Below are 20,022 nucleotides of genomic sequence, written 5' to 3'. Positions count from 1 at the left end.
GAAACCCCTCGTTTTCTTAAGTTACTACGCCTTGACATAGGCATTTTGGCATGTGTGTCATTTCCAATTTTTTATTGGTTTTTCATTTTTTTTGGAAATTTAAATTTTTCCACTGCCATTATTTTTACAAATTTTTAAACAAAAGAATGAAACATTATTTCAATTTATTCGATTTTACTCAAAAGGTAAATTACAAAACGGAAGTTTTAGCAGGTTTAACAGTCGCCATGACGATGATTCCTGAATCACTTTCTTTTGCAATTTTAGCTGGTTTTCCTCCCTTGGTAGGTTTATATGCTGCTTTTATAATGGGCTTGGTTACCGCTGTTTTTGGAGGAAGACCAGGTTTGGTTTCAGGTGGAGCAGGAGCAACAGTTATTGTTTTAATTGCTTTAATGAAGTCAAATGGATTAGAATATGTTTTTGCAGCAGTGGCGTTGGCTGGTGTTTTGCAAATTTTGGTAGGACTGTTTAAGTTGGGTAAATTTATCCGACTCGTTCCACAGCCCGTTATGTTTGGATTTGTTAACGGTTTAGCCATTATTATTTTCATGTCCCAACTGGAACAATTCAAAACCATTGTTAATGGTCAAAGTGTTTGGTTATCTGGAAATCCATTATATATTATGGCGGGATTAGTACTGTTAACCATTGCCATTGTTTTGTTTTTTCCTAAAATAACAAAAGCCGTTCCTGCTTCATTAGTTGCTATTATTGTAGTTTTTGGATTGGTTTTAGGTTTGGGTATTGAAACCAAAACTGTGGCCGATATTGCTTCTATCAGTGGTGGTTTTCCTCCTTTTCATATTCCAAATATTGAATGGACTGTTGAAACCTTGCAATTGGTTTTCCCCTATGCTTTAATTATGGCTTCGGTAGGATTAACAGAAGGATTATTGACCTTAAATCTAGTAGATGAAATAACAGGAACTAAAGGAAAAGGAAACCGAGAGTGTATTGCACAAGGCAGTGCTAATGTATTGAATGGATTTTTCTTTGGTATGGGTGGTTGTCCTATGATTGCACAAACCTTGGTTAATTTGTCCGCTGGTTCTAGAGCTCGTTTATCAGGAATAATTGCAGCCTTAACTATTCTTGTCATTATTTTATTTGGAGCTCCTATCATTGAACAATTGCCTATTGCCGCACTAGTTGGGGTAATGATTATGGTTGCCATTGGTACATTTGAATGGATTAGTTTTAGAATAATTAACAAAATGCCAAAACAAGATATATTTGTTGGTGTCCTTGTGGCGGTGATTACCATTTTATTACACAATTTAGCCTTGGCAGTTTTAATCGGAGTTATAATTTCAGCTTTAGTTTTTGCTTGGGAAAGTGCTAAACGCATTCGAGCTAAAAAATATGTAGATGAAAAAGGGGTAAAACATTATGAAATATATGGACCCTTATTTTTTGGTTCAACCACTGCTTTTGCTGAAAAATTTGATATTTTAAATGATCCAAATGATGTAATTGTAGATTTTAAAGAAAGTAAGATTGCTGATATGAGTGCTATCGATGCTGTAAATAAATTAACGGAACGATATGCCAAAGTAGGGAAGAAGATCCATTTGCGCCATTTAAGTGCCGACTGTCGTCAGTTACTTCACAATGCCGATGATGTTATCGATATCAATATCATCGAAGATCCCACTTACAAAGTGGCAATTGATTAAAATAAGAAAAGGACTTGAAATTATTCAAGTCCTTTTCTTATAAAATTTATTATTGTTTTACAATTAAATAACTATCGGGTTCCATTTTATTTTCACCCGCTAAGATGGTTTCTTTAGGGTTTAATTTAATTTCAAGGGGTTGTTTTCCAAAATTAAAATAACATTTAATATGCTCTCCTTTAAAAGTTCTTTCAAATCGAATACAATCATTCGAAAACGATAAGTTTGTATAACTTCCATATTGAAGTGCAAGCTGGGAATTACGTAAAGCAATAAGTTTTTTATATTTATTTAAAATGGAATTTTCATTTTTTTCTAAATTAACTACATTCAAGTTGGTGTAGTTTGGATTTACTTTAATCCAAGAAGATTTATCCGAAAAACCCGCAAATGATTGATTATTCCATTGCATTGGACTTCTAGATTTGTCTCGGTTGTGCTCGTTTCCAATTTTTAGTGCTTCGACTTTTGATTTTCCTTCTTTCAAAGCCAATTCATATTGGGTACGCCCTTGAATGTCCATTATTTCAGTAATCGAATTAGCTACAATATTTTCCATTCCAATTTCCTCACCATAATAAATAAAAGGCACTCCTTTGGCAGTTAACATCAAAGCGGCCAATGCTTCGGCTCTTTTGGGATTGTTTTTAGCCAAACGATCTACAAGCCTTGGCATATCATGACTTCCAAAAAATAGAGTTGGGTAGTTTTGCATATTTTTCTCCATGCTTTGCAACTCATTATAGATTCTTTTGGCAGAGAATTCTTTGATGCTCCCAAAATTGAAATTAAAAACCACATCCAGTAAATCAGGAGATTGATACTGTTTAAGAACTTCTATTTTGTCGCTTCCTATTTCGCCCACGACAAACCGATTCTCATACTCATTCACCACCGATTTTATTGATTTCATGGCAGTTTTAACTCCTTTTTGATTGATATCATTCAAATGTTCTTGAACGCCATTTTTCATTGGATTGTCCTGCGTTATTCCATCTGTAGTCAAAAAATTAATTACATCCATACGAAATCCATCTACATCTAAATCCAACCAAAACCGTAACATTTTTTGAATTTCGGTCACTACTTTTGGGTTTCCCCAATTAAGATCTGCCATTCTCGTGTCAAATTGATGATAGTAGTATTGATTGGTGCTTTTGTCCAATTCCCAAGCGGATCCTCCAAAAAAAGACTCCCAATTGTTGGGTTTGTCTTTCCAAATATAATAATCGCGATACGGATTGTCTTTTGACTTACGAGATTCTTGAAACCATTTTGAATCGGTGGAAGTATGGTTGACAACCATATCCATAATAATTTTAATATCTTTTTTATGGGCTTCCGCCAAAAATAGTTTGAAGTCTTCGATAGTACCATACGTGGGATCCACTTTGAAATAATTAGCAACATCATATCCGTTATCCACTTTGGGAGATTCTAGAAACGGGGTTAACCAAATTCCTTTTACACCAAGACCTTTAATATAATCCAATTTAGAGGTTAATCCTTTAAAATCACTAAATCCATCCCCATCGGAATCTTTATAACTGGGAGTGTAGATTTCGTAAAAAACCGATTCTTTCCACCACACTTTATCTGTGGTTGATTTCTTTTCTTTGTTGCAGGAGAAAAAAAGCAAAAGCATTACAATTGATATACCTATTTTGGAGTAGTTCATTTGATTTAAAATTCATTACAATTTACAAATACGAAATCACTGTATTATTCACATAATACTTTCCGTCTTTTAAGTTGATTCGTGATCCAGCTGGAATTTCAACAATCAACCGTGAAGCCATCATAGGAATTGTAATTTCTCCAGTCATAGATACATTTTTCAATATCACTTGATGAGTAATAGCATCGTATAAATCTACTTTTGCCTTATTTTTTGTTTGATAAGTCACCGTTTTTCCTTCTCCAAATGGATTGTATAATAGAAAAGTAGGGAAGGCTTCCACACGATAAAAATCAGTCGCTAAACAATTCAATTTTAGAATTTCAGGAACATCAGTTTTTTCAATAATAGCTCCTGCGATTCCTACATGACCACTTCCATAAACACTAAACTGAGAAACATCCGGATTTCCTTCTATCCAGTTGGGACCATCACCAATAGCAACAGGCGCTTGAATGTTTTCATATTTTTTAAGATGTGATTTTTTAATCAAACCCTCATAAGCAATTACACCTTTAGTATACTCTTTTTGTTCGGGTATCGTTTGATGGTCATCTGCAATTTCGTATGGATAAAATAATTTAATTGCATTACTGGCATTCAGCATCCATTTTCCAACTACATTGGCATACCTTGGATCATAACGTACCATTGGTACCAAAGGCCACATAGAATCATACGTATTCATCAAAAAGGCAAAACCTCCATGATCAACCGTACTTCCCATTAATCCTGAAACATCATAACCATTCCAATTATCCAATAACATCCCCCATCCTTCTCTACATTCAGGAGTGCCGTTAAAGGTCCAATCCATAATTTTAGAATAATCATAGCTTTTACCTTCTTCTGCATTTAATCGGGCTGCTACATAAGCGCCAAAAGGCATTAGTATTTCATAATACCGATTGTCTTTTTGATTTAAAAGTGCTTGCAATGATGATTCGGCGCCTTTTAAATATTTAGGGTCTTTAAATTTTTGATAAGCCGAATAAAGCACATAGGCATGACCTGCGGCGACATCTTCTTGTTTACAAATCCAACTGTCTTTAGGTTCTAAAGTGGAATAATCAAAAAAAGAATGATGGTAATTGCCCGCCATTGTTGAATCGGCTTGATAAAATTTATCAGCAATTGAACGTTGTATTGTTGTATAATCTTTTTCATTTGGATAAAAATCAGCAACCGCATAAAACATTAAATTGGGATATACATCATACCACCAGTCTCTAGCATAACCACCTCCTAGAAGAGCAACCTCAGGAGAAGTATTGTTCATGATTATATTCCATTTGGTATCACTATTGTAATAATTTTTCAGCATTCCTACATAGTCTTTGCCTTTTTGGTTGGACTTGTCAATTCCTACTAAACTGGCGCCCATCACGGATCCAATACTCGCTAACGATTCATGAAAAATGCCTTTATAATGTTCTACACCCTGTCTTACATCGCCCATGGCAGTGTAAATCCCGAAGGTTTCTTGATCGAAATTTTTACGGGAATCATCTTTCCAAATTAGTGGCCAGTATTTCCCTGTTTGATTTGCATCGTACACTTTGGCATCGTAGTCTTTAGCTAATTGATTAAAATCTAAAATTTTAAACGGTTTTGGAAGGTTAGGCATTGCAGTTATGCGGGCTAACAATTCTTGCTTTACAGCAGGAACCAACGCCATTTTAGATTGAGTTACACTGCAAGAATTAAATCCAATACAGAGTAATAATAACGGTATATATGATTTTTTAAGCATGTTTATTTTCTAGTTTTGATTGTTGATCCAAAAGTTGTTTGGCAATTAGTATAGAGAGTAATTGAATAACGGCAATGATTAATAAAGCATAACGCAAGGCATCATCGGCATTTCCAAAATAGGCAATTCCTAAGAAAGTTCCTGCTCCTAAGAGGCGTCCTGCATACAAACCAAATTCATGATTTAAGATATATGAGAATTCATTTCGATTTTCTACTTCCGATAATAAATCGATAACTCTAAGTTGGATAGGGAAGTAGGCAATGTCAAGAATGGGCCTTGCTATCAATAATAGAAAGATAAAAATAATTACTCCTGTCGAATTAAACATTAGACTATTAAAAAAGGAAGCTAAAAAGAAAAAGATTAGTCCGATACTAAAAATGACCAACCGATGTTTAGGAGAGGAAAGTTTCCCTAAAATCAACATAATAACTGCCGCGATAATAGCGCCTACTGATTGTGCGGTTCCTAATGCGCCTTCAGAGGCAAAAAATTTCATCATAAGCATCGCCGGAGCTGTTACTATAAATCCTTGAGCTAAGCCTTTCAAAACCGCCATTTGCAGCATTTTTGTCCAAAGTTTGTGGAATTTAAAATATAGAAATTTTTCATTTTTAGGTTTTTCATAATCTCCAAAATGAAATACTATTGATGCTAAAATGGTAAAAATAAATACAATTCCAGTAACTACCTTATATCCAGAATTCACTCCTGCATTAGAAGTTCCATTTCCATTCATTAAATACCAACCAATGATTACTGGTACAATAACGGCTGTTAAAGTGTAGAAAAAAGTGTCTAACCCATAATAGAAATTTCGGGTTTTATCACTTGTGGTAGCTAGAACTAGATAATCTCTATTGGACCAGTACAAGCCAAAGGACATTCCCATGATTAAACCAGCCGGAATTATCCCGTAATAGGTTATTTCAGTCAAAGACATCATGAACACCATGGAAACGCCACTCAATAGCATACCAAGTGAAAACAATTTTTTAATATTTATTTTATTTAGCAAAAAACCATTAATAAAAAAAGTGATAGGAATACCAGTATATATGGCTAATTGATACAGCATCACTTTTGATGGATCATTTGAATTTCTCATTATATAAGAAGCTACAAAAATATCAATTACGGGCAATACAAATGAATATATTAAATTGGTAAGTATTAATATTTTGGTGCTTCTAGTGAAATCCTTCAGGCCTATTCTTGCTAATTTTTCCATTATACGTGTAGTGTTTTTAAGATTTCTGTAATAGAAAACGTGGCTAAACCAACAAATTCATCTGCAGCTCCATAATACATTTGAATTTCATCTCCCTTAACAATATGGCCATTGGTAAAAATTACTTCGCCAAAAAAGCCAGTACGTTCATACGTTTCCATTGGTTCCATAATAGGTTCTTCGGAACGCGCCAAAACGATGGATGGGTCTTTTAAATCCAATAAAAGAGCCCCAAGGCAATACCTGTTTTCTTTTGTAGCACCATGATATATCTCTAACCAGCCTTTATCTGTTTTTATGGGTGCCGCTCCTGCACCAAGGCGTTTGCTGTCAAATTTTCCTTCACGCGTTTTAGCGATGCATTTATGGTTCCCCCAATGTACGCCATCTGGTGATTCGGCTAGCCATATATAATTACCTCCCAATTCAGGACTGCTAGGTCTATGTAAAGCATAAAATTTATCATTGAATTTTTCTTCAAAAATGGCACAATCTTTATTGTGTGGACTAAAAATCATCCCCTTTTTTTCAAAAGTTTTCCAATCCTTTGTTGTTCTAAGCCCAACACCAACGCCATTTGCAGAAACCATCGTATAGGTAAGGTGATAGGTATCTTCAATTTTGGTAACACGACAATCTTCAATACCATAGGATTCATATTCTCCTTCTCCAAAAAGAGAAGAATACTCAGGGTCTTCTATGAAATTAACGCTGTCTGTGCTCCAAACTAATCGCAAATGAGAAATAGTGGTAAGGTAATCGGTTCCATCATATTTAATTACTCTTGAATCGGAAGCATTTAATTTAGGGTCGTCTAATTTAAAATTTAAAATTTCAACTTTCCCCTCATTATTATAAATTGGAACTGATAAAAGGCCGTCCTTTTGAACTGTTCTTTCGGCAACTCTTAAAAGTAACCCTATTCTTCCATTGAATTCGAATGCTCCTGGATTCAATAAACATTCGATAATCATAGCATCATCACTAGCATTTAAGTCTTTTGGAGATAGTATGGGATTGTTTTTATAGCGATTGGCAATATCTGTCATTTGTGTTGTTTTTTTGATTAATCAAAAAATAATTCTAGGTGTTTAATTTTATAAAAGAGAAGCAGCAATATACTAATTAACTGCTTCTCAAGGTAATAATAAATCTAAACAAACCAACTTATTATATTAATATCCAGTATTTTGAATTAGTAGTCCAGCTGAAGCATCAATCTCCGACTGTGGGATCGGATAAAGCATGTGTTTGTCTTGAAAATTTTTCCCATGTGCTGTCATAACTGCTTTTGCAATTCCCCATCTTTTCAAGTCTAACATTCTTTGATTTTCAAACCCAAGCTCCGCTCTTCTCTCTGATATCAACCATCCTTTTACTATCGCTTTATCGGTTGAAGGTAATCGGTCTGGTAAAGTTCCTAAAGGAGGAAATGTACCTAAAGCGGTAACTGTATTTCTAGCTCTAGCTCTTATTTGATTAATAATTGCAATTGCTCCAGCATAATCTCCTGTTTCATTTAGTGCTTCTGCTTTCCAAAGTAATGCATCCGCATAGCGCATATACACTTTGTTTGTAGGTGCGTCATCATTTCCTTTGTTACCACCATCCAATGTTCCTAACATTTTATTTACATTTTGATTAGGACCATCTACGGTATATAGTTTTCTTGGGTCATTTGGTTCAAATGAATTTAGGAAATCAGCGCTTGGCGCAAAAAATCCCCAACCTAATGGTGCACAAATTCCATTTCCACTTCTTGGATTGGTCTCAGATTGATGATTATAAGAAAATATAACTTCATTATCGGAATACTCTTTTGAAGTACTGAAACTATCAAAATAATTGGTGTTTAAACTAAATCCCAATGGTCCTAATTCATTGACAGCAGTAATTACATCAGCCCATTTTTCAGTATACAAAGCAGCTTTCGCTTGAAGCGCAATTACAGCTCCTTTTGAAACTCTCCATTTTTCTGTAGCCGATGAATATTTAGAATTGGGTAATAAGTCTTTGGCTAAGGCCAAATCTTTTTTGATACTGTCCCAAACTAATGACTTATTGGCTCTTACAGCCACATCAAAAGCCTCTTGATACGTTTGAACTGATCCTAAAATTAAAGGCACATCTCCAAAATTAGTCACTAAAGAAAAATAATAGTATGATCTTAAAAAATAAGCTTCTCCTAACAATTGGTTTTTTCTTTGTGTGCTTATTCCAGTTATCCCTTCAATATCTGATTTGGTTAAGAATCCAATGGCGATATTGGTTCTTTTTATTCCTTCATAATCATATTTCCATAACCCATTAGGTCCACCATTTGTTGAAGTAAAGGTAAAATTGTTAATGTCATCCATCCAAGGTTGATCTCCATCAGGATTCCATTTTTTTTCCATATCATCCGAAGCAATATCTTGCATCACATAATCATTTTGAAAGACAAGACCACCACCCCAATCCCATTCAGCTAATATGTTTAGCCTATTGGATAGTAATTGATAAGAGGAATTAACCGAAAGTTCAACTGCACTCAATGTAGGAGTAGTATTAGCTTGTTCTAGCGTTGTTGCACCTATTGGATCAGAAGTAAGTTCGTCCTGGCAACTCGTTAAAAAAAGTAGGCTCATTACGAGTAACGATTTTAATATATTTTTCATGATTAAATATTTAAGTTTAATTAAAGTTTTACTTGTACTCCCAATAAATAGGCTTTGGATTGAGGGTAAGTACCTTTATCAATCAAAGAAGTTGATTCTGGATCTAATCCTGTATATTTTGTAATAGTAAATAGATTTTGACCTGACGCATAAATGCGCATTCCTTTAATTCCAGTTGTTTTTGAATTAAAAGTATAACCAAGTTCAAAATTTTTCAGACGTAAATACGAAGCGTCTTCAACAAAAACACTAGAAACATTTCCACCACCATTATTGTTAAATGTAACACGAGGAGTAGTGTTGCTAGTTCCTTCACCATGCCAGCTATTCAAAACTGCAGTTGTGCTGTTGAATGGGCGACTATCATAATCCAAAATTTGTTTCAAGTCATTGTAACGATCTACACCTTGAACACCTTGAATTAAGAAAGAAACATCAAAGTTTTTGTAATCTCCTGAGAAAGAGAATCCATAAGTAAATTTAGGAATAGCATTTCCTATAATTCCTCTATCATCGGCATTAATTTGACCATCTCCATTTAAATCTTTGAATCGAATATCACCTGGCTGAGCACCATTTGCATTAGCAAATAACTGTGTATTTATTTCTGTTGAATTTTGATAAATACCGTCAAATACTAAACCGTAATAAGAACTAATAGGTTGTCCAACTTCTGTTTTTGTATGCGTTCCATCATCGATAATACTCTTTACATAAGTTTGAAGTTTGTTCACTCTATTTGTCAAAGTGGCCATATTTGCATTAATACTATATTTAAATGCATGGTCGTTATTTTGAAAATTCACTCCAAATTCAACTCCTTTGTTGCTTACTGATCCTGCATTAACAATAGTTTGATTGATGACCCCAACTGAAACTGCTGGCAAGGTTACATTTAGCAAAATATCATCTGTATTTTTAATAAAATAATCCGCCGAAATGGAAAGTTTGTTTTTAAGAACACTCATATCCAATCCAAAATTGGTTTGGGTAGTAGTTTCCCATTTTAAATCAGGATTACCATAGCGAATAATGTTTACGACACCACCAGATGTTGAAACCAATGTTTCATAAGCATTATTTGGAATTTCTTGATTTCCAGATTGTCCCCAACTGGCTCTTAATTTTAAATTAGATATCCAATCTGCTTTTTCTAGGAATTTTTCTCTTGAAAGAATCCATCCTCCAGAAACAGATGGAAAATAACCCCATTTGTTATTCGGTCCAAAACGAGAGGAAGCATCGGCTCTCATGGTTGCTGTTGCAAAATATTTACTAGCATAACCATAGGTGGCTGAACCAAAGAACGATTGCAATGCCCAGTTGTTAGCTGATCCTGAACTCCAAGCATTTGTGGTATTACCATAGTCTAAATATCGGAACGCAGCTGTGGTATTGTCATAATTTTGACGACTACCACCTACAGCCGATGATTTACTATTGATGTTTTCCATACCAAGTAATAAATCGATACTATGTTTTTCATTAATAGTTTTCACGTAGTTTAACGTGTTACTAAATGTGAAAGTCATGTTTTCCCCTCTATTCTCATCTAGTCTGTTCGGTCTATTATTTCTACCCATTCCGTAATATTGATTTCCAGTATCACTGATGTCAGCATCACCAAAATTTTCTCTGAAATTCTTGTTATGATTGAATTGAATATCTACTCCTAGATTGCTTCTAAATTTCAAAGCTTTGTCTTTTAAGAAAGCATATTCGCCATATAAATTCCCAAAAGTTTGGTAAGTATTTCTTTTGTCATCTGTAAAATGAACGATGGCAATAGGGTTTGAGGTGTACTCATAATTTTTATTCCAACCACTATTTGGACCCGTGTAAAAAGGTAAATCGGTATAAGGATTACTAGCAGAATAAGTTGGATCATTTATATCTTTGTAAACACCTAAAACGGGTGGTCTCAACAAAGCATGTCTTATGATCCCAGGTGCATCACCACTAGAAGAAAGCTTGTCTTGTTTTGCATAACTGATTTGAAGGTTAGTACCTACTTTAAAACGATCCGAAAGATTTGCATTAACATTAGATCTAAAGTTAAAGCGTTGGTATTTATCATGGTCTTCTACTACAATACCGTCAATTCCATAGTATCCACCTGAAATTAAGTACTGTACATCATCTGAACCACCACTTACCGAAGTTTGAAAGTTTTTAGAAATTCCAGTCGTAAACAATTCATCTTGCCAGTTGGTGTTTGCCAAATCGGTTCTGCTTCTGTCTGCTGCATAGGGACTTGCAGCCGTAGGGGAATTTCCAGCAGTATTATGCCATGCTTGATCTAATACAGTTAAGTATTGATCCGTATTTAACATCTTTGGAAGATTAGAAACCGAATGGAATCCAGTATAATAATCAGTTGTGATACTCATTTTCCCACTTTTTCCGCTTTTGGTTGTAATTAATACAACTCCTCCAGCCGCTCTTGCTCCGTAGATGGCACCTGCAGCAGCATCTTTTAATACCGTTAATGATTTTATATCGGATTGATTTAAGAAAGAAATATCACGAGTCGAAACTCCATCAACCACATACAAAACATCATTATTTCCAAGTGTTCCTTCCCCTCTAATACGAATTTTTATTCCGTCTCCTGGAGCTCCAGTATTTGCTGCTACAAAAACCCCTGCTACTTGTCCTTGCAAAGCTTGGGCAACATCAGCGACTTTTGTTTTAGATAAATCAGCCATGTTTACCGTTGTTACTGCACTAGATAAAGAAGATTTTTTTGCAGATGAATATCCTACTAAGATTACTTCGTCCAATACTTGTGCATCTTGATCTAAAGTGATATTGACAGTGTTCATTCCGTTTACCGCAACTTCTTTTTTATTATACCCAATATAACTGAAAACCAAAATGGCTTTTGGACTCACGTTGTTCAGTGTGTATTTACCGTCAAAATCAGTTATTGTACCTGTAGTTGTACCTTTAACAATTACATTTACTTGTGGTACTGGACCATTTTTATCTGATACAATACCTTTAACCGTTTGTGCATTTACAATACTCCCAGATAATAGTACGCCTAGTAAAAACAATTTGTAGATCATATTTTTTTTCATCAGGAGAAAGTATTAAATTGATTAATAATCAGGCTATTTTTTTTCATGTCTGTAAAAATTAGGTTGTTTAAATGAGTTAATGGTTTTTTTTTATGACTTTTAAATCATTTGATAAAAGTAGGAGTAGGGCACAAAAAAAAGTGTACACTATTTCATCAAAAGTGTACACTAGGATTTAAGTGTCTTTTATTCAGGTATTTAAAAGTGTACTATTGCTTTAATTTGTATTTAAGCTGATAGTTTTTTGGAGTCATGGAATACATTTTTTTAAACTCACGGTAAAAATAGGATCTGTTATTAAACCCTGATTGGTAACAAACTTCGGAGACTGTTAATACGTTTTTTCGCAATAATTCAGCTGCATATTTAAGACGAATAGTTCGAATTAAATCTCCTGGTGAAAAACCAAAAAGTTGCTTTACTTTTCGATACAATTGAGAATTACTGATACCTAATTCTTTTTCAATGAATAAACTTTGAAGATTTTCGTTATCAATATTTTTTCGGATTAGTTCAATTACATTTTTAATAAAGTCTTTTTCTTCTTTTTCTAATGGCAGCGCCGAAAGATCTTCGGACAATGTATCCTGTGAAAAATGTTTTAAAATGAGTTCTTTTTCTTCCAGCAATTTTTGTATTCGAATCAATAAATGATCCGGATGAAATGGTTTTGGAATATAAGAATTAGCTCCACTTTCAATTCCTTCAATTCGTTGTAAAACAGAATCTTTTGCGGTAAGCATAATAAAAGGAATATGACAAGTCATAATTTCTTTTTTTATTATGGCACAAAATTCAATGCCATCCATTACTGGCATCATGACATCACTGATTATTAGATCAGGCATTTCTTTTTTTAGCATTTCTAAGGCTTCAAGACCATTGTAAGCGGAAGTAATTTTATATTTTATACCTAATAATTCATTTAAAAAGGAATGGATTTCTTTTTCATCTTCAACAATTAATATTTTTTTGCGACCGTCCATCAGCGTATCAATTGAGGCTATTTTTTCTGGAATACCATCTGATGTGTTTGGATTTTCTTCCAAGATGTTTTTTAAATGTTGCGAAAGGACTACTTGACTTGCATCTCTATCCATTTCTTTTTCGGTAAATGCTTCTTTGTTGCAAGGAAGGACTACGGTAAAAGTGGTTTGCTCATTTGCAATACTGGAAACCAAAACTTCGCCTCGCAACACTGTCACTAATTTTTTGATATAGGCAAGCCCAATCCCTGTACGGAACATGTCATTTTCAGTATTACTATTCGTGTCAGATAGAAAAAAACGATCAAATAAGGAATCTAATTTTTCTTTAGATATTCCTTTACCAGTATTCATGACAGCGATGCTTATTTTTTTTGAAGCAATATCTTCAATTGAAATCTTTAATTCGATTTTTCCATTTATAGGCGTGTATTTGAATGCATTTGACATGAGGTTAAAAACAATTTTTTCAATTTTGTCTTTGTCAAACCATCCAAATAATTGAGTAGGAATCTCCAGTTTATATTCAATGTTTTTCTCCAGTGCCCATTCATCAAATAGTTCTGCGATTTGTTCTATTAAGTTAACAAGGTCAAATTCCTTTACCGAAACTTCTAAATAGTCGTATTCTGCTTTTCTAAATTCAAGTAATTGTTGGGTTAGGAACAGTAGCCTAGAAGAATTTCGTTGAATCATTTGGATAAACTTCTGATTTTTGTCGCTAAGATTCTCCGTTTCTGAAAGTTTTTGAACGGGACCAACTATTAATGTCAGTGGAGTTTGAAATTCGTGAGCAACATTGGTAAAAAACGTTAGCCTATTTTCATGAAGTTCTTCTTCTCTTTTTCGAAAAAGAATATTTTGACTTAAGGATTGACGTTTTTTGTAGTAACTTAAAACAAATAATATAAAAAGGAAAAATAGTATGGAATATACAATTAGAGCCAAGTTCGATTGCCAATAAACGGGTTTGATTTTGATGTCAATCGCATGAACGGATTTACTCCATACGCCATCGCTATTAGTCCACTTTATCCACAAGGAATAATTCCCAGGAGGAACATTGGTAAAAGAAATTATTCTACGGTTATTGATGGTATTCCAGTCTTTGTCAAAATTTTCCAATTGATAGGCATATTGGCATTTTTCACTATTGATATACGTTAATGCGGCCAGTTCAACATCAAAAAAGTTTTGATTGTGCTGCAGAACTATTGACGGGTACGATGTGGAATTGGGGTGAATTACTAATCCTTGATAGTACGGTTTGGCTTGATTTTGTCCACTAATTTTGTCAATAAGTAGATCGGGAACTACTGCCGATTCTTTTATTTTTTGAGGAAGAAAATAATTAAATCCTTTGATTCCACCCATATAAATATAATCGGATTTTGGATCTTGATAAAAAGCACCATCTGAAAATTCATTATTTTGAAGCCCTTCATTTTTGGTGTAATTAATGAATTTAGATTGGTCTAAAATAAAATTAGATAAGCCAAAATTCGTGCTAATCCAAAGATTGGATTTGTTATCAGAAATGATTCCATGAATGGTGTTGTTAGGCAAACCGTCTTTTACAGTATAACTTTTAAACACAGCGCTACCATCACTTTTTAAATCCCGCAATAGATTCAAACCAAAACTAGTACCTATCCATAGCCTATTTTTGGCATCATTTTTCAAGCATAAAATATCATTATTCGATAGACTATTGGGGTTATCCTTTATATTCTTATAGACTTGAAAAGAACCTGTTTTTTTATCGAAAAGGTTCAGTCCTCCCAATCGCGTACCGATCCAAAGTTGGTTGTTGTTTTTGGGAACAATAGAAAACAGAATGTTACTACTTAGCGATTTACGATCTCCATTGTTAGCTAGATACTGCTTGAATTCTGATATTTTAAGTTTTTCTGCTGCGCGATCTATTTTGCAGCGAATCATTCCATAGCCATTAGTTCCAAGCCATATTATGCCGTTTTTATCTTGAAAAATACTGTAAATGGATTTGAAATAATCACAGTTTTCATTCCCAATAATGGCAGACCATGGAATTAATTTTGATTTTTTTAAATCATAAATTGTAATACCAACTCCATCAGTTCCAATAAAGATTAAGCCATCTTGTCCTTTACATAAAGAAAAAACAGCATTATTTAGCACACTATTATTTTCATTAAAATTGGTGTATTTTAAATCCTGTTCTGCATTTTGATGAAAATCTTGAGGAAATAGAAAAAGGCCTTTTCCCTTAGTTCCTACCCAAAAAGATTTTTGATCTATATTAAGAAATGCTCGTACAATACCGCCATCCAGTTCTGGAATTTGGGTTTTGGAAATAAGATGGAACGATTTTTTAAGAGGGTACATTTTAAAAATTCCATCACCATCTGTCCCGGTCCAAATTATATTTTCACTTCCTTGAATTATAGTGGTTATTTTTTGATTCTTCAGGTATTTAAGCCAAGGGGTAGTAACATTGTTTCCTAAGTTATCTATAATAGTATAACCCGATTTACTAGAAAGTACCAAACCTTCTGGAAGAGAACCAATTATGTTTTCAATATTTTTTTGAGGAAGTATTTGTTCTTTTTTATCGAATAGGGATACTATACTAGCGATTCCTGAACTGTTAATTAAGCCAACTTTTTGATCTTTAAACACTGAAAAATTTTGAATATTTCTTGAAATCAAATCAATTTTGGAAATCAATTTTTCAGTAGTATTTTTATTTGTAATGCTTAAATTATAGAGTGTACCATCCCCATATAAAATCAGTAATTCACCATTGGAGCTGAATTCCATTTTTTTAACGGCTTTGCTGGGCAGTTTTTTAGATTTTAATTTTTGAAAATGGGCGCCATCATAATAGCCAATTCCCCAATCTTTTACTGCACAAAACACTTTTTTAGACCCGTCCAAAGCCATGTTAAATTCAGATTCTGAAAGCGGAGGAGTGTTTTGTCTGGAAAAATAAAAACGTTGAAAAAGATCTGTTTTTTTATCATATCGATTGATTCCGTGCATGGTCAAAACCCAAATATTGCCAGTAGCATCTTCATCTATCTTAAGAACAACTTGATTGCTTAAGCTATTTTCATTGTTTAATTCTGGTCTGAAAATTTTAAAGCTATTTCCGTCATATCGATTTAAACCATCCCAAGTACCTATCCATAATAAGTTTTCGGAATCTCGAAACAAGGTATTGGTTGAGCTGTTGGAAAGTCCATTTGTATTGTCTAATTGAGCAATAGAATATTTAGTATCTATTGCTTTTACTGTATCTGCGGGGTTTTGAAATGAATTTGATTTAGAACGTATCCCTTCTTGTATCGGTTTTGGTTCCGTTTGGGAAGTGTTTTTTTCTTTATTGTTACAGGCAAAAAGTCCGAACAAAATAAAACTAATATATAGAAGTTTAATTCTCAATTGGGTTTTTATTTTCGGGTTTAGGTAAAAGGGCGAATGGTATTTAATATGCTGCCCCCTTTTGGTAAAACGAACTAGATTTTGAATTTATTTCTTTTTATACATATGAATCGATTGCCCCACTAGTTTCCATTCCTTTTTTATTTTTTCTAATAATCGAATTTCATAAGAATAACTTATTGTTCCGTCTTTGGCAGTAGACTCTTCATTGTGACTTACCCATGCAGTATTGCCATTGATACTCATTTTATAATTGGTATTTTTAGAGCTTCCGCCTCTAGGAGTGGTGTCTTCCGTAACTTTCACCATTTCAGCTGGTGGTACGTCGTACGTATTTCCATCCGTTGTAGAAACTAATATTCGACTATAAGGCTGAATATGCCAGCAAGAAGCGTGTGCTTTACTATCTCCTGAACGATAGGTTGCTGATTCTTTTTCAAGTAGCTTTTTGATGTTTTCCTGTTCACTATTTTGTGCTTTACTTTCCATTGCAAATAAACTAATAAGAAGACAAATTGATATTTTCCAGTTCATAATGATACGATTTGATTGATTATAATTAGGGCTACTGATTGTTCTTTAAAAGCAAATTTTTTTAGAGGAATCATATAGCATTAAATGTAAATATATATAAATTTAAAAAACAAAACTGAATTTTTACAAATGTTTGAAATTGAAAACCCTTTTAACATAAAAAAGCAGGATACTAGTCCTGCTTTTAATTGAATAAATTTTTACATTATTCTGTTATCTCCACTTGGGTAACAGGTCCGTACTTTTCAGCTATTTTTTTTATCTCTGAGGCTTTACCAACGAGTACAAACTGTAATTTGTCTTTAGGATAGTATTTCTCAATAATCTGGTTTGCTTTGGCTAAATCTAGTCCGTCTACATTCTTCTCAAAATTATCAATGTAAGAACGATCAAGATCATACCAATGCATTTGCGAAAGCAAGCTCGCCAACTGTCCAGCTGTTTCATAACGTGGAGGAAATTGTCCTTTTACATAGTTTTTGGCTGAAGCCAATGATTGCTCATCAATTCCGTTTGTATGTAATTTCTTTAATACTTCTAGTAATTTATCTATCGTAGCTTCCGTAGTATTTACAGCTGTAAATGTACTCATAATGAATGAACCCCCATTTTTCAAGGCGCTAAAACGACTACTTGCTCCATAGGTAAGACCGGAGTTTACCCTTAATTCATCATTTAACATCGATGTAAATCGACCGCCAAATAAGGTGTTGACTACATCAATTGCTACATAATCAGGATTATTTCTATTTATTCCAGAAGCGCCAATATACATAGTTGTCTCTTTGGCATCGTCTTTATTTACTAATAACACTTTATTTTCAGTAGGAATGGCAATTGGTTTTGAAGCCAAGTTTTCTTTCTCATGTGTACCGTTTTTCCAATTAGAAAATAATTTTGTTAGCGTTTTTTTCATCTCTACCGAATTAAAATCTCCCACAATACTGATAACAGATTCATCGGGTCTATAATTGGTTTTGTAAAAATCCTTTACATCATCTACAGATAGTTTACCTACAGTAGTTTTGGTACCATTGATATTATTACCATAGACATGATTGCCGTATAAAAGACCATCAAAGTAAAATCCTATTACAGATCGCGGACTTTCTTTTTGTTGCTCTAAGCGAACTAGTAGCCTAGCTTTCTCTTTTTCAAATTCGGTACTGTCAAAAACCGGATTCAGTACCACTTCTTTGATTAATAAAAGAACTTTTTCTTTGTCTTTGGCAGCAAAATTAGAGGATAGTCCAGCGTATTCTTTGTTGGCGTAGGTATCAATATTAGCACCTATAAAATCCAGTTCTTCTTCCAGTTTGGCTTTGGAAAAACTGATGGTTCCGTGTTTAAGAGCGGTTGCAGTCAATGAAGCAATTCCTGCTTTTTCATGATCGTAAATAGCTCCTGCAGGGAATAAAATAGAAACATCAACAATAGGAACATCATGTTGTTCCATTAAGTTAAATGTAAGTCCGTTACTCAATTTGAAAGTGGTATAGTTAGGTAATTTATAACCTTGTGCTATTATATTGATTGAACTAAAAACCAATAGGCAAATGAGTATGTATTTTTTATTTATTGATTCCATAAAATTAGTTTTCTACATTAGTTTTTAATACACCTACAGTTCGATTGCTTTTTGTGAAGTATTTTTTGGCTACATGCTGTACATCAGCTACGGTAACTTTGTTGTAGTTTTTTGGTGCGTCAAACATTTTTTTATAATCACCAAAAAAAACTTCATAGGTTCCAATATTGTTCGACTTCCCGTTGATAGTTTCTACCTGACCGTAAAATTCCATTAACTTTTGATTTTTTATTTTTTGAAGCTCTCTTTCACTGATTCCGTCTTTTTTTATTTTTTCAATTTCAGTATAGATGGCATTTTCCAAATCCACTTCGCTAACATTAGTATTAGCAACGGCATAAATATTAAAAAGTCCTGGGTCAAAACTATCCCCATAATCGGTAAAGATTTGATTGGCAATTTGCTGTTGGTCTACTAGTGAAGTATATAATCTTGAGGATTCTCCACTTGAAAGTATAGAACTCAATATGTTCAAGGCATAATAATCGTCACTTTTTGATTCTGGCGTATGGTATCCAATCATCAAGTACGGATTAGCCACTTCTTTTTGAACCGTAATCCTGCGTTCTCCTTTTTGTGCTGGTTCCACGATATGTACCACTGGTGGAGCTGGTTGTGCGGGAATTGGCTCTAGGTATTTTTCGGCAAATTGTTTTACTTGGTCAAATTTGATTGCTCCTGAAACGACTACTACACAATTATTAGGGGCGTAATAGGTTTTAAAATAGTGTTCTAAATCTGCTTGTGTCCAGTTTTTCATATCATCCTCATAACCTATAACTGGCCAGTGGTACGGATGTTCTTGAAAAGCAGTGGCTTGCATCGATTGTGATAAAAGTCTCCAAGGGGAGTTTTCTAATCCTGTACTGCGCTCACTTAATACCACGCCTCTTTCGCTTTCCACCATTTTGGGATCAATACTCAAACTGGCAATACGATCGCCTTCTAAGTCAAAAATAGTCTCGGTGGCCGATGCTGGAAACCAATCTGTGTATACGGTTACATTTTCGGTGGTATAAGCATTATTTGCACCACCATTAAATTCCATGGTACGGTCAAATTGTTTTGGGCCATATTTTTTTGCTCCATTAAACATCATATGTTCAAAAAAATGTGAAAGTCCCGTAATTCCTTGGTGTTCATTGCGACTTCCTACTTTGTAAAACAAATACATATTGGCATTGGGAATCGAAAAATCCTCTACAACCAGAAATTTCATTCCGTTTTTAAGAGTGAATGTTTTTACATCATCTGCTTTCATTTGTGCCCTAGAAATAAAAGACAGCAAAAGAAACAGCGGCAGTATTATTTTTTTCATAGTACAATTTTTTTTAAATGGTTAAAGGGTGTAAGGAAAATATAAATAGCAATTATGCTACCTTTCAAAGCCTATATTTTTGTTAG

11 protein-coding genes are annotated in these 20,022 nt (G+C 33.9%); 1 reads left to right on the top strand and 10 read right to left on the bottom strand.

The annotated features are described in order from the left end of the window. Window positions 1-146: 146 nt before the first annotated feature. Window positions 147-1,679 carry a SulP family inorganic anion transporter gene (locus AB3G36_RS15365; protein ID WP_367754177.1) on the top strand — a complete coding sequence of 511 codons (1,533 nt, stop codon included), beginning with the start codon at window positions 147-149 and terminating at the stop codon, window positions 1,677-1,679. 49 nt (window positions 1,680-1,728) lie between these two features. On the opposite strand, the gene AB3G36_RS15360 is transcribed toward AB3G36_RS15365, so the two are convergent. The 10 genes from AB3G36_RS15360 to AB3G36_RS15315 form a co-directional block, all read right to left on the bottom strand. Further along, window positions 1,729-3,357, bottom strand: a complete 1,629-nt coding sequence (locus tag AB3G36_RS15360; protein WP_367754175.1) for an alpha-glucosidase — start codon at window positions 3,355-3,357, stop codon at window positions 1,729-1,731. A gap of 22 nt (window positions 3,358-3,379) precedes the next feature. Then, entirely contained in the window at window positions 3,380-5,110 is a 1,731-nt protein-coding gene (locus AB3G36_RS15355; RefSeq protein ID WP_367754173.1) for a hypothetical protein, read from the bottom strand. Next, window positions 5,103-6,344 (bottom strand): MFS transporter, encoded by a 1,242-nt coding sequence (locus AB3G36_RS15350; protein WP_367754171.1) that lies wholly within the window; start codon window positions 6,342-6,344, stop codon window positions 5,103-5,105. The genes AB3G36_RS15355 and AB3G36_RS15350 overlap by 8 nt, the downstream gene beginning before the upstream one ends. Then, window positions 6,344-7,393, bottom strand: coding sequence for a glycoside hydrolase family 130 protein (locus AB3G36_RS15345; protein WP_367754169.1), 1,050 nt, complete (start codon window positions 7,391-7,393; stop codon window positions 6,344-6,346). Before AB3G36_RS15345 ends, AB3G36_RS15350 begins: the two co-directional genes overlap by 1 nt. Window positions 7,394-7,519: 126 nt before the next feature. Continuing rightward, on the bottom strand, window positions 7,520-9,001 hold the full coding sequence (locus tag AB3G36_RS15340) for a RagB/SusD family nutrient uptake outer membrane protein (protein WP_367754167.1): 1,482 nt from the start codon (window positions 8,999-9,001) through the stop codon (window positions 7,520-7,522). A gap of 20 nt (window positions 9,002-9,021) precedes the next feature. Further along, complete coding sequence (locus AB3G36_RS15335; RefSeq protein ID WP_367754166.1) at window positions 9,022-12,084, bottom strand: SusC/RagA family TonB-linked outer membrane protein; 3,063 nt, start codon at window positions 12,082-12,084, stop codon at window positions 9,022-9,024. 209 nt (window positions 12,085-12,293) lie between these two features. Then, window positions 12,294-16,463: a two-component regulator propeller domain-containing protein gene (locus tag AB3G36_RS15330; RefSeq protein WP_367754164.1), complete on the bottom strand. Its 4,170-nt coding sequence runs from the start codon at window positions 16,461-16,463 to the stop codon at window positions 12,294-12,296. 120 nt (window positions 16,464-16,583) lie between these two features. Next, a complete protein-coding gene (locus AB3G36_RS15325; RefSeq protein ID WP_367754162.1) occupies window positions 16,584-17,030 on the bottom strand; it encodes an endo-arabinase in 447 nt (148 codons plus the stop codon). A 205-nt stretch (window positions 17,031-17,235) separates the two neighbouring features. Beyond that, a complete protein-coding gene (locus AB3G36_RS15320) occupies window positions 17,236-18,618 on the bottom strand; it encodes a M16 family metallopeptidase (protein ID WP_367754160.1) in 1,383 nt (460 codons plus the stop codon). A 4-nt stretch (window positions 18,619-18,622) separates the two neighbouring features. After that, a complete protein-coding gene (locus tag AB3G36_RS15315; RefSeq protein WP_367754158.1) occupies window positions 18,623-19,936 on the bottom strand; it encodes a M16 family metallopeptidase in 1,314 nt (437 codons plus the stop codon). Window positions 19,937-20,022: the final 86 nt, after the last annotated feature.

This window comes from Flavobacterium sp. WC2430 (assembly GCF_040822075.1).
Lineage (GTDB): Bacteria > Bacteroidota > Bacteroidia > Flavobacteriales > Flavobacteriaceae > Flavobacterium.
Note: the sequence above shows the minus strand (reverse complement) of the source record. Positions and strands in the feature narration are given on the sequence as shown.

What these genes read in the sequence shown, in the direction of transcription:
- AB3G36_RS15365 (WP_367754177.1), top strand. Translation starts at nt 147, where the DNA reads ATGAAACATTATTTCAATTTATTCGATTTTACTCAAAAGGTAAATTAC.
- AB3G36_RS15360 (WP_367754175.1), bottom strand. Translation starts at nt 3,357, where the DNA reads ATGAACTACTCCAAAATAGGTATATCAATTGTAATGCTTTTGCTTTTT.
- AB3G36_RS15355 (WP_367754173.1), bottom strand. Translation starts at nt 5,110, where the DNA reads ATGCTTAAAAAATCATATATACCGTTATTATTACTCTGTATTGGATTT.
- AB3G36_RS15350 (WP_367754171.1), bottom strand. Translation starts at nt 6,344, where the DNA reads ATGGAAAAATTAGCAAGAATAGGCCTGAAGGATTTCACTAGAAGCACC.
- AB3G36_RS15345 (WP_367754169.1), bottom strand. Translation starts at nt 7,393, where the DNA reads ATGACAGATATTGCCAATCGCTATAAAAACAATCCCATACTATCTCCA.
- AB3G36_RS15340 (WP_367754167.1), bottom strand. Translation starts at nt 9,001, where the DNA reads ATGAAAAATATATTAAAATCGTTACTCGTAATGAGCCTACTTTTTTTA.
- AB3G36_RS15335 (WP_367754166.1), bottom strand. Translation starts at nt 12,084, where the DNA reads ATGAAAAAAAATATGATCTACAAATTGTTTTTACTAGGCGTACTATTA.
- AB3G36_RS15325 (WP_367754162.1), bottom strand. Translation starts at nt 17,030, where the DNA reads ATGAACTGGAAAATATCAATTTGTCTTCTTATTAGTTTATTTGCAATG.
- AB3G36_RS15320 (WP_367754160.1), bottom strand. Translation starts at nt 18,618, where the DNA reads ATGGAATCAATAAATAAAAAATACATACTCATTTGCCTATTGGTTTTT.
- AB3G36_RS15315 (WP_367754158.1), bottom strand. Translation starts at nt 19,936, where the DNA reads ATGAAAAAAATAATACTGCCGCTGTTTCTTTTGCTGTCTTTTATTTCT.